Annotated in this window: 14 protein-coding genes and 1 pseudogene; 8 read left to right on the top strand and 7 right to left on the bottom strand. The window is 64.3% G+C overall.

Annotated features, from left to right (window positions below; translation table 11 throughout):
• Positions 1–127: 127 nt before the first annotated feature.
• Positions 128–847 (bottom strand): Crp/Fnr family transcriptional regulator, encoded by a 720-nt coding sequence (locus tag CQ14_RS00830; RefSeq protein ID WP_057856064.1) that lies wholly within the window; start codon positions 845–847, stop codon positions 128–130.
• A 141-nt stretch (positions 848–988) separates the two neighbouring features.
• Here CQ14_RS00830 and CQ14_RS00835 point away from each other — a divergent pair, with 141 nt between their 5' ends.
• Positions 989–2,380, top strand: a complete 1,392-nt coding sequence (locus CQ14_RS00835) for a serine hydrolase domain-containing protein (RefSeq protein WP_199805406.1) — start codon at positions 989–991, stop codon at positions 2,378–2,380.
• Positions 2,381–2,499: 119 nt separating this feature from the next.
• Here the strand turns inward: CQ14_RS00835 and CQ14_RS00840 are convergent, their stop codons facing one another.
• Positions 2,500–2,769: a DUF2312 domain-containing protein gene (locus tag CQ14_RS00840; RefSeq protein WP_057856066.1), complete on the bottom strand. Its 270-nt coding sequence runs from the start codon at positions 2,767–2,769 to the stop codon at positions 2,500–2,502.
• 108 nt (positions 2,770–2,877) lie between these two features.
• On the opposite strand from CQ14_RS00840, the gene pdxY reads away from it, so the two are divergent.
• Positions 2,878–3,726: a pyridoxal kinase PdxY gene (gene pdxY / locus CQ14_RS00845; RefSeq protein WP_063800270.1), complete on the top strand. Its 849-nt coding sequence runs from the start codon at positions 2,878–2,880 to the stop codon at positions 3,724–3,726.
• A gap of 34 nt (positions 3,727–3,760) precedes the next feature.
• Positions 3,761–4,825, top strand: a complete 1,065-nt coding sequence (gene hisC / locus CQ14_RS00850; RefSeq protein WP_057856067.1) for a histidinol-phosphate transaminase — start codon at positions 3,761–3,763, stop codon at positions 4,823–4,825.
• 31 nt (positions 4,826–4,856) lie between these two features.
• Here hisC and CQ14_RS47755 read toward each other — a convergent pair whose 3' ends face one another.
• A complete protein-coding gene (locus tag CQ14_RS47755) occupies positions 4,857–5,372 on the bottom strand; it encodes a septal ring lytic transglycosylase RlpA family protein (protein ID WP_057856075.1) in 516 nt (171 codons plus the stop codon).
• 341 nt (positions 5,373–5,713) lie between these two features.
• Between CQ14_RS47755 and CQ14_RS00860 the strand changes: the two genes are divergently transcribed.
• Entirely contained in the window at positions 5,714–6,622 is a 909-nt protein-coding gene (locus CQ14_RS00860) for a ketopantoate reductase family protein (protein ID WP_057856068.1), read from the top strand.
• Between the two features lie 83 nt (positions 6,623–6,705).
• On the opposite strand, the gene CQ14_RS00865 is transcribed toward CQ14_RS00860, so the two are convergent.
• From CQ14_RS00865 to CQ14_RS00875, 3 genes are all read right to left on the bottom strand, one after another.
• Positions 6,706–6,885: a hypothetical protein gene (locus CQ14_RS00865; RefSeq protein WP_057839906.1), complete on the bottom strand. Its 180-nt coding sequence runs from the start codon at positions 6,883–6,885 to the stop codon at positions 6,706–6,708.
• Between the two features lie 121 nt (positions 6,886–7,006).
• On the bottom strand, positions 7,007–7,357 hold the full coding sequence (locus tag CQ14_RS00870; protein ID WP_057856069.1) for a hypothetical protein: 351 nt from the start codon (positions 7,355–7,357) through the stop codon (positions 7,007–7,009).
• Positions 7,358–7,527: 170 nt separating this feature from the next.
• Complete coding sequence (locus CQ14_RS00875; RefSeq protein WP_057856070.1) at positions 7,528–8,118, bottom strand: NADPH-dependent FMN reductase; 591 nt, start codon at positions 8,116–8,118, stop codon at positions 7,528–7,530.
• 182 nt (positions 8,119–8,300) lie between these two features.
• Here CQ14_RS00875 and CQ14_RS00880 point away from each other — a divergent pair, with 182 nt between their 5' ends.
• On the top strand, positions 8,301–8,633 hold the full coding sequence (locus tag CQ14_RS00880; RefSeq protein ID WP_156434599.1) for a hypothetical protein: 333 nt from the start codon (positions 8,301–8,303) through the stop codon (positions 8,631–8,633).
• Positions 8,634–8,694: 61 nt separating this feature from the next.
• Here CQ14_RS00880 and CQ14_RS00885 read toward each other — a convergent pair whose 3' ends face one another.
• The gene (locus CQ14_RS00885) at positions 8,695–9,075 is read right to left on the bottom strand and encodes a hypothetical protein (protein ID WP_057856072.1); all 381 of its coding nucleotides are present in this window, start codon (positions 9,073–9,075) and stop codon (positions 8,695–8,697) included.
• 317 nt (positions 9,076–9,392) lie between these two features.
• Between CQ14_RS00885 and CQ14_RS00890 the strand changes: the two genes are divergently transcribed.
• The 3 genes and pseudogenes from CQ14_RS00890 to CQ14_RS00895 form a co-directional block, all read left to right on the top strand.
• The gene (locus CQ14_RS00890; RefSeq protein ID WP_057856073.1) at positions 9,393–9,626 is read left to right on the top strand and encodes a DUF6894 family protein; all 234 of its coding nucleotides are present in this window, start codon (positions 9,393–9,395) and stop codon (positions 9,624–9,626) included.
• 9 nt (positions 9,627–9,635) lie between these two features.
• Positions 9,636–9,779, top strand: coding sequence for a hypothetical protein (locus CQ14_RS44370; RefSeq protein WP_187399377.1), 144 nt, complete (start codon positions 9,636–9,638; stop codon positions 9,777–9,779).
• Between the two features lie 276 nt (positions 9,780–10,055).
• Positions 10,056–10,885 (top strand): annotated as a pseudogene (locus CQ14_RS00895) (hypothetical protein); the annotation flags it as partial.

Genomic DNA, 10,885 nt, shown 5'->3' on the forward strand with positions numbered 1-10,885 from the left:
CAAGCAGCGCCACAGCTTTGTTCTCCATCCGACTCCATTTTGTTCGCAAAGAACGAATCGGAATCGCGCAAATCAGCGCGGGGCATTTCTTAACAACGCGTTTGCGCGCGAGTGCCCACGAAGAAAGTTACGACGAAACCTGCGCCGCGTCCCTGAGCCGGCCGGGATCGAGGATGTGGACACCGCCGCGCCGGCATTGAATGATCTCTTCCCGCTCCATCTGCCGGAGCAATTCGTTGACGGTCTGGCGGGTGAGCGAGAGCATCATCCCGAGGCGCTCCTGCGAGACACGCACGCTGCAGGACGGCTCGGCCCTGCGCTGGCCATATCCCTCGAGCAGATGGATGAGGCATCGCGCCAGCCGGACCCGGGGCGGTTCGAGCGCCATATCCTCCAGCAGCGACAACGCGATCCGAAGCTTGCGCACCAGTAGCCGACCGAGTTGCTGCCACCTCGCCGGATCGTCGGCGAGAATCCGCGTCAGGTGGCGCAACGGCAAATGCAGCAGCGTCGAGGCGATGTCGGCCCAGGCGTCATGGGTGCGCGCTCCGCCGTCGAACAACGCCACTTCGCCGAACCATTGCGGCGCCTCGGCCAGCGCCACGATCGATCCCCGGCCCGACGGCGCGATGGCGCCGAAGCAAACGGCGCCCGAGATGACGCAGTAGATGCCGTCGCTGGCGTCGCCGCGGTGGAACACGGTTTCGCCTGATGGCAGCGCCATGACGCGCGAGGATCGGAGCACAGCCTCCTGAAACGCAGGCTCGAGCGCGGCGAACCATTCGCTGCCTTTCAGAACGGCCAGCTGTTCCGATGTGATCGCAACCGATCTGACGGCCTCGTTCATCGCGCTTTCCCGGTGCAGCAAGTCATTGGCGCGTGTGTCGGCGCGCCGACAGACGGCCGGCGCATCATGCGGCTAGACCATCACCCGCGCAACCGATGGGCGAAGTGGATGATCTCCTTACGAAAAAACTGGAGGCTCGTATTGACGTTTGCAAGTATTGGCGCGGCGGCCGCCGCGCTGACTGGATGCGAGGGCCCCGCACGCGTTGCCGGCGTGCCCGTGCATTTCACCAGCCATCAGCTCTGCTCGGCCACCTTCGTCGCGGGGCTGGACGCGGACGAATACTACAACGAGGCCATCAAGCCGAAGCTCGGCCCGATCGGCGCCCTGCTCCGCTACGACGTCGACCGGCAACAGCGGGAAGTCCGCACCAGCCTCGCCGGCCTGGTGCAGAGCCGCGCCGTTCATGACGGGCCGTTCGGATGCCGCGTGCTGCACCCCGGGCGCGAGGCCCGCTTCTTCCAGGGCGAAGCCGACGAACCGCTGGTGCGGTCAGCCTCGGCGATTGCCGGCGCGGGCATCGTCGGCCCGGTGAACAATAGATTGTCGGAAGCGCTGGATCACGCGTTTGCCGAAAATCCCTCCGGGCCACGCCGCTTCACCAAGGCGGTCGTGGTGCTGCATCGCGGCCGGGTCGTCGGCGAACGCTATGCGGCAGGCATCACGCCGGCGACGCCGCTGATCGGGTGGTCGATGACCAAGTCCATGACCAATGCGCTGCTCGGCATTCTCGTCGGCCGCGGAAAACTCGACATGCAAAAGCCGGCGCCGATAGCCGAATGGTCGGCGCCGGACGATCCGCGCCGCGCCATTACACCAGACCAGTTGCTGCGCATGCTGAGTGGCATCGGCTGCGGCCAGTCGCTGAAGACGGGATTTACCACCATCTTCGATGCCGACACCCAGATGGAGTTCGACATGGCCGACCAGTCAGCCTTCGCGGCCAATGCGAGCCTGCGTGCCAGGCCCGAAAAGGAGTGGCGATACACCAACTGCAATTTCATTCTGCTGTCGCGGATGATCCGCGATGCCGCCGGGGGCAATGCGAAATCTGCACGAAGGTTTATCGAGCGCGAGCTGTTCGCCCCACTGGGCTTCGAGCACGCGACCCTCGAATACGACAGCGCCGGCGTGCCGCTCGGCACGATTCACCTCTGGGCCAGCGCGCGCGATTGGGCACGCTTTGGCCTGTTGTACTTGCGCGATGGCGTCACCGAGACCGGACAGCGCCTGCTGCCTGAAGGCTGGGTCGACTATTCGGCCCGCCTCACCCCGCAAAGCGCCGACGAATACGGCTACGGCGCGGGCTTCTGGACCCAGCGCGGCAACTCCGCCGCCGCCCGCGCCCGCATTGCCTCAGGCTATCCAGCCGACAGCTTCATGGCCATCGGCAGCCAGGGCCAATACACCATCGTGATCCCGTCCCACGATCTCGTCATCGTCAAGCTCGGCTGGGCCTTTACGCCGCACGACGACCATGTCGCGGTCGAGCGGCTGGTGAGGGAAACGATTGCAGCCCTGCAGCCGGAATGAGGTTCGTAATCCGTAGCCCGGATGGAGCGCAGCGCAAATCCGGGAACGGCTTATCCAAACCGAGAACGCCCCGGATTTCGCTTTCGCTCCATCCGGGCTACGCCCTATCGTCGATCGGCTCAGGCCGCCTTGGCTACCTTTTCCGCCGGCGCGGTTTCCATCGCGCGCATGTAGAGATCGAGCAGGCTTTCGCGCTCGTCGCGCTCGTCCTGGTCCTGCTTGCGCAGCTTGATGATCTCCTTGAGGATCTTGACGTCGAAACCCTCGCCCTTGGCCTCGGAAAATACTTCCTTCTTCTGCTCGTTCAGCTCCTGCAATTCGGTGTCGAGATTCTCGATCCGCTCAACGAAAGAACGGATCCGGCCGCCGGGAATGGTGACGTCAGACATGGTGACTCCCTGTTGAATGAGGTCGTGAAAATGACCGCAAACAAATAACCAATGTGTTAACCTCGGCGGGTTCCTGTCCCCACAAATAAGATAATCCCCAGACTCCACATGAACGTGATTTCCATTCAGTCGCAGGTCGCCTTCGGCCATGTCGGCAACAGCGCCGCAGTCTTTCCCATGCAGATGCATGGCATCGACGTCGTGGCGGTGCCGACCACGCTGCTCAGCAACCGCCCGGGCTACCCGACGCTGCGCGGCCGCGTGCTCGATGCGGCGCTCGTCGCCGACCTCCTGCGCGGGATCGAGGAGCGCGGCGCGGTCGACAACGCGCAGATGATCCTGTCCGGCTATCTCGGCTCCGCCGACAACGCCAAAGTGGTCGCGGACTTCGTCGCGCGCGCAAGAGCGAAAAATCCCGCGCTGCGCTATTGCTGCGATCCCGTGCTCGGGGATCGCGACCGTGGCCTGTTCGTCCACGCCGAGATCCCGCCGCTGGTGCGCGATCTCTTGTGTCCGCTCGCCGACATCATCACGCCCAATCATTTCGAGTTCGAATGGCTGTGCGGAGCGAAGTCCGCGACGATCGATCAGGTGCTCAAGGCAGCGCGCGCGTTCATGGCGCGCGGGACGATCGTCGTCACCAGCGCCGAGCTTGCCGACACGCCCCGGGGCGAGATCGAGACGTTGGCAGTCGAACGCGGCAATGCCTTTCGCGTGCGCACGCCAAAACTGCCGATCAGCCCGAACGGCACCGGCGACCTGTTTGCCGCACTGCTGGTCGCTGCGCGCCTCCGCGGCGCCGACACGCCGGAGGCGCTGAGCCACGCCGCGTCCGCCATCTTCGCCGTGCTGGAGCGCACTGCGGCCAGCGGCACCGAGGAAATGCGCATCATTGAGAGCGCCGAGCTGCTCGTGCATCCTCAACGCAAATTCGAATGCATAGCGATCGGGCCGTAGGGCAGATTGCGCTTTCGCCGATCTGGAGAAAAAAATGAGCCGTTTCTGGAGCAGCTTGACCCACGACCTGAAGCCCTATGTGCCGGGCGAACAGCCCCGCATGTCGGAGCTGGTCAAGCTCAACACCAATGAGAGTCCGTTTGGTCCCTCACCACGCGCGCTGGAAGCGATCCGCGGCGAAGCGGCCGATACGCTGCGACTATATCCGGACCCACAGGCGTCAGCGCTGCGGGCTGCCTTGGCCGCCTACCACGACGTGCGGCCGGAGCAAGTGTTCGTCGGCAACGGCTCGGACGAGGTGCTGGCCCACGCCTTCGCCGCGCTGCTGAAGCATGACGCGCCGTTACTCTTCCCCGATATCACCTACAGTTTCTACCCGGTCTATTGCCGCCTGTTCGGCATCACCTACGAAACCGTGCCGCTCGATCAGGTCATGCAAATCCGCGTGGCCGATTATCGCCGGCCGGCCGGCGCGCTCATCCTGCCCAATCCGAACGCGCCGACAGGGATTGCGCTGTCACGGGCCGAGATCGCTAACCTGCTGGAGCAACATCCCAACGCGCCCGTTGTCATCGACGAGGCCTATGTCGATTTCGGCGCCGAGACCGCGATCCCGCTGGTCGCCTCTCACCGGAATCTTCTGGTCGTTCAAACCATGTCCAAGTCCCGGGCGCTCGCCGGCTTGCGGGTTGGCTATGCGATCGGCGATGCCGACCTGATCGAGGGGCTCACCCGGGTCAAGGACAGCTTCAACTCCTATCCCCTCGGCCGGCCCGCCCAGGCCGGCGCCATCGCCTCGCTGGAGGACGAAGCCTATTTTCAAGCGAGCCGCGCGCGCGTGATCGAAGGCCGGGAGCGGCTGAACCGCGGGCTGATCCGGCTGGGCTTCGACGTGCTGCCGTCCTCGGCCAACTTCGTCTTCGCGCGGCATCCGGCGCATGAGGGCGCGGCGCTCGCCACCGCGCTGCGTCAACGAGCAGTGATCGTCCGCCATTTTTCCGCGCCGCGCATCGCCGATCATCTGCGGATAAGCGTAGGCACGGACGAGCAAACTGACCGGCTGCTGTCGGCTCTATCGGACATCCTGGGCGGCCCGTAGAGCGGGGCGATGGCCGAGCTCGCCCCGTCAGCTACTCCACGACGTCGAGTTTGACCTTGGCCACACCCTTGCCCACCATTCCCAGCGCATCGGCCGCGGAATAGGAGACGTCGACAACACGGCCCTGAACATAGGGGCCGCGGTCATTGACCCGTACCGTTACCGACTTGCCGCTCGCGACGTTTGTCACGCGCAACTTGGTGCCGAAGGGCAACGTCGGATGGGCGGCGGTCAGATCGAGCGTGTTGAACTTTTCGCCGCTCGCGGTCTTCTCTCCCTCGGTGTAGAAGCTGGCAACTCCATGCGAGGCCGTCTTGGCGCCGCCTGAATTCTTGCGCGAGGCGAACCGGGTGTGCTTTCTGGCGGCGACGACGCGCCTCTTCATCATGGAGGATGCCGCTCGATCCTGGTCCACCGACGCGTACCGGCTGGCACGAATTTCGGATTTCTGGGTGACGACCGAGTGCTGCGCGCAGGCCGCAAGCGACGCGGCTCCCAACGCGACAGCAAGCAGCCGAACAAATTTCCCTGCGCGCGCGGCCGTGATCGACGGCGCTTCAAATGGAGTACGGTCTGTTCTGACGTCGACGCACGAAGTTCTGGCGCAGCCAATGGAAGACATGTTGCAATCCCCCGCTCGTGATCCAGCCCAAGCCGAAAACCAACACGCGGCAATGGCGGGACCGAATACGGGCGGAAACGTGGCCGAACGCGGCGTCCACAGCGCATTCGGTTTGAGTGTGATGATTGTGTCACAGATTTTAGCGGTCAGCCCGGAATTGCGGATACGCTCCGTTGTAGCCCGGATGAGCGCAGCGATATCCGGGGCGGTGTTAGAGTGGTCCCGGATGTCGCTTCGCTCATCCGGGCTACAAACGGGAGAACATCATGCAAGTCGCAGTGATCGGTGCCGGCGCGGTCGGCTGCTATTACGGAGGCTTGCTGCTGAAAGCCGGTCATGACGTGACATTCATCGGCCGGCAGCTGCATGTCGACGCGATCAATGCGCACGGCCTGCTGCTTGATACCAAGACGTTCAACGGCCGCCTGCCCGCCAGGGCCGCGACCGACACGACCAACCTCGTCCCGCCCGATCTGGTGCTGTTTTGCGTGAAGTCCGCCGACACGGAAGCGGCCGGCGCCTCGCTCGCCGGACGACTGCGGCCGGAGACCGCCGTGCTCAGCCTGCAGAACGGCGTCGACAATGCCGAGCGTCTTTCCGCCGTCACCGGCCACGCTGTCATTCCCGTCGTCGTCTATGTCGGCAGCGAGATGGCCGGGCCCGGCCATGTCAGGCATCACGGCGGCGGCGGCCTCGCCATTGGCCCCTCTGCCGCGAGCGAAGCGCTGGCGCAGATGTTTCAGGCCGCCGGCGTCAACATCACGATCGCCGACGATATCAGCAAGACACTTTGGAGCAAGCTGATCATCAACTGCGCGTTCAACGCGCTGTCCGCCGTTGCCGGCATTTCCTACGGACCGATGCTGGAAGTCGAAGGCACGCGCGACGTTGTCACACGAGTGGTGCAGGAAGCAACCGCCGTCGCCCGCGCCAGCGGCGTCGCGATTCCCGACGACCTCCTTGCGCACATCCTGAACATCCCCACGCTGATGCCGAACCAGATGTCATCCACCGCGCAGGATCTTGCGCGCGGCAAGCCCAGCGAGATCGACTTTCTCAACGGCCATGTGGTGCGCAAGGGCGCCGAGCTCGGCATTGCGACGCCGACCAATCAGGCGCTACAGCTGATGGTAAAGCTCGCCGAACGAGCTAAGGAAGGACGCAGGGCAGATTAGCGCAAGCATAATCCGCCATTCTTTGCGGTAGGTATCGGCGGGTTACGCTATCGCTAACCCGCCCTACGCATCGCGGCTTCCGCCTATGCGGTTCGCTTCTCGAGGATCTTGCGGAAATCCGTCGCCAGGCTCGCGTAATAGCCGGCCAGCCCCTCATAAAAGGCCTGCTGCGCCTTGTCCTTGGCCTCCTTGGCCATGGCCTCGCACTTGCCGGCCTTGATCTCCCACTTCTCTACCTTGGTCTGAAGTTCAGCTACTACCATAATCGTTACTCCCCGCCACACTCACGCCATCGATGCTATGCGGGCACACGTCAAAAAGATGACAAGCGTGAGGAGATTTCGCAGCGCTGCCGTGAGCAAGCGATGGCGGCGCGCCGGCGCCCTATCGCGCCGGCACCGGCGCGGGCGGACGCATCGATGGCCGCGACGCGCCTTTCGAGGCCGGCTTCGCCGCGACGCGTTTCGCGCTGTCGATGGATTCCAGATAGGACGACAGCGCCCAGGCCGAGCTGGAGCCGCTGACATAGTGTTTTTGCAGGAACAGGTAGAGCGAGAGGCGAAAACGGCCCTTGGCCAGGCCGCGCGCGCTGCGATGGCAGGATGCGCAGCCTTCGGCAAACAGTTTTGCCGGCGGCTTGCCCTGATCGAGATTCTGCGCACCGGCCGGCGAGCCGACGAGCATGGCCGCGAGCGCAACCACAAACAGACCGCAGCGCGCTTTCGTTGGCGACATCGTTTCTTGATCCGTGCAGGGGGCATGAGCGAGCCGCCGATGGTGGCTCGATACAGTCGGAAGGTGGCAGGCAAGGCGCAATCTGCTGTCCAGCCGTGGCGAAAAGTGGGTGTGTTTTCGCCAACATTGCGCTCCATTCGCGGCGCGGAGCGGATGCCGACGGACGTCCCTCAATAGGGCGGCTTCTTCCGCTCCCGCTGCGCCCGCGCCGCCTCCATCCACCACACGAGGTCATCGGCAAAGCGCGGAAACGCATGCGCCAGCGCCTTGCCGCCCTCGCCGGTCGGCTTGCCGTCTTCGGCGAGCGTTTGCGCGATCGGCCCGACCGCGATCGAACTCGAGATCACCACCATGCCCATTTCCGACAACGTGCCGTGCCAGGCGATCGCGGCGCGCGCGCCGGAGAAGCGGCCGGCCGAATAGCTTGCAATTGCCGCCGGCCGCCAGAACCATTCCTCCAGGAAATGGTCGGTGAGATTTTTCAGCCCGGGCTGCATGCCCCAATTATATTCGCCCGATACGAACACAAATCCGTCGGCAGCGCGGATCTTTCCCGCGAGTTCTTCAAGCACCGCGGGTGCCGCGCCTTTCGGATATTCCTTGTACATGCGGTCCAGCATCGGCAGGCCGATCGTCTTGGCGTCGATCAGTTCGACATCGTCACCGCGGGCGCGAAATCCCTCGACGACGAATTGCGCAAGACGAATGCCCATGCGGTCGGAACGGTAGGAGCCGTAAAAGACGAGAATGCGGTTGCTCATGGCGCCTCACCCTTAAGACATTGGATGATGCAGTCGAACCATGCGCGCCCATCCCACGCAAGACCGGCAGCTTATCCAATGAACCTGAAGGCCGGCCCGAAGCACCTAACGCCAAGCTTCATCGATCCCTGACAATGCCCGGATGGATCAGCACCTTTTCCGAATGTGTCGAAAGCGAGAAGATGTCGACCCCGCCTCCGCTACCTTCCGCCTCCGATTGGGATGTGCCCTCGACCCGCATCGCCGCGCTGGCGCTGTCGGCCTGCAACGCGGCGTTCTGGATCTATACCTTCCCCTTCGTCTATGCCCATACCGATCCGAAAGGCACCGGCTTCGACATGCTGCCGGTGATGCCGTTCACCATCATCTTCTTCGCGCTGACGCTCCCCACCGCCGTCAAGGCGATCGGCGGGCGCGGTCTCGGCGTTGCGCTGGTCCTCGTACTCGGCGCAACCGCGCTGAACACGATCATCTTCCTGGCGTTATTGTCGTCCTACGCCGCGGCCGGCCGCTGAAGCCTCCGGCAGCCAACAAAAAAGCGGCCTTTCGGCCGCTTTGTTGCAGGTGCGGATCCCCCTACCAGTAACCGGGCCCGTCATAATAGGCGTAGGAATCAACGTACGGCGCGCCGGCGATCGCAGCCGCCGTTCCAATCGCGCCGGCGGCTACGCCGGCTGCAAGCCCGACCGGGCCAGGCCTGTAATACGCGCGAGGCCCATACACGCGGGGGCCGTAATACACGCGAGGTCCGTACACCGGAGGTCCGTAATCGCCATAGTAGTAGCTGTAGTCATAGGGGCTCGGCGTACGCACGCCGTATCCGCCGCGCAGATAGTTGGAATTCGGGTAGTTGAACCCGATCATGCCGGGCTCCTGGGTCACTTCCTGCGACATTGCCGGTGTCGCAAGCGCCGTCGCCAGGATCGCGGCCGCCCCGAGCAGCTTAAGTTTGGTCATTGCTCATTCCTCCATTCACGTATGAAGGACGAACGAGCGAGGCCGGGCTGCTGTTCCGGACACGGATTCACAGCGCTGTGAGTACTGGAGGGCGCCACCAAGAGAAAAGGCCGGCGGGCATTACGCCGCCGGCCTTCTCTTGCAACTGCCGGCTCGGGAGGTCCGGTTCCGTCGCGATTCCATTTGCCTAAAGTTTGACCATCGCACCCTTAATAAAATCTTAAGTAGTAACTGTGATCTGCCTCACGGAGATGCAGAACCTTGTCCGGCTAGCCTGCAACCAACGAGACAGATCGTCTCAAACGCAGGAGGCCGCCATGGCCCAGGTTTATTTCCACTGCTCGAATTCCCGGGAAGTCCGCATCGACCGTTCCGGCGAAGCGGTCAGCGATCTCACTGAAGCGCGCGACCGCGCCGCCTGCATCGTGCGCTCGATGATCATGGGCCGCGACGCCGAAGACTGGCGCGACTGGGTCGTGCATGTGAACGACGATTTCGACGACGAGCTCTTCGTTCTGCCCTTCGCCTTCGTGCTCGGCAAACCGCACTGAGAGGCCGCCATGCTGCTCCGCCGCCTCGATACGATCTTGGTGCGCTGGCACAGGCTGGTGGAGCGCGCCTTCGACCCCTATCGCCCCGAGCGCCACTATATGCGCGGCCCCGGCCCGAAATGGCACGCCCGGCATGGTGCCCAGCATATCTGAGACGGGGGCACTCATCTCTAGATCGCAATCGCGCAAGCGCCGCGGATGGCCGGATCAACTCCGGCCCTGACAAGCGCCAATATTGGCCTCGGCTCAATCGATTCTTGTCGGTTCCCGCATCCCTTACGTGTCCCGCGGCCCCAACCTCTCCACGAGATTGCCTTGCTTTGGTCAAACCTCGCTGGCCGTGTGGCGGCGTGGGCAGGGAATTTTCACGCAGCAAGCATGCTCGCCGCCCCGCCGCGGGAGCCATTGGACTTATGCAAGGGACCGCCAATGCAATCCACGCCAATGCTGAAAGAGGCTGATCCGCACGACGTTTTTGCGATCGAGACGGTACTGGCCGCACACGCCCACAAAGCGCCGCCGCTGACGCACGAACCCGCCCCGGCGGCCCCACCGGTAGCCCCGCAGGTTCACGTCGCGCCCCCCGTATCAGTCGGCACGCCGGCGCCGCAGGTCGAACCGACGATTCGCGCCACCGACATGCACGACATCAAGCTCGAGAATGTCAAATCGGCCGAGATCAAGGTGGATGGCCTCCGGCCGGCTGCCGATCGGCCGACGGCCAAATGGGTAAAGCGCGCGTTCATGGCGCTGCTCGGCCTTGGCGCCGCCATCGCTGCCGCAGCCTGGCAGAATTATGGCGATCAAGCCAAGGCGATGGCCGTTGAGTGGGTACCGCCCTTCGTGCTGGCGGCATTGCCCTCGACAGGCCAGCCCGCAGCCGCCGAAGAACCGAGCGCGCCGATCACCCAGGCCGCCGCAACAGATCAGGCCGCCGCGCCGCCGCCGGCACAAGTAGCGGCCGCACAAGCAGCGCCTGCCGAGGCCCAACCTGCTGCGGCCGCCGCGCCGTCAGCCGAAACGCCCCAGTTGCAATCGATGGCGCAGGATCTCGCCACGATGGGCCAGCAGGTCGAGGAGCTCAAAGCCACCATTGCGCAGCTCAAGGCAAGCCAGGCGCAGATGGCGCGCGACCTTGCCAAGGCGTCCGAGGCCAGGGCGTCCGACGGTAAGGCCACCGAGACCAGGACCGCCGAGCCGAGCCCGCGGCCCCGGGTGTCGGCGCTGACACCGCCGCCTCCGGCGCGGCAGGTCACGCC

This window comes from Bradyrhizobium lablabi (genome assembly GCF_001440475.1).
GTDB lineage: Bacteria > Pseudomonadota > Alphaproteobacteria > Rhizobiales > Xanthobacteraceae > Bradyrhizobium > Bradyrhizobium lablabi.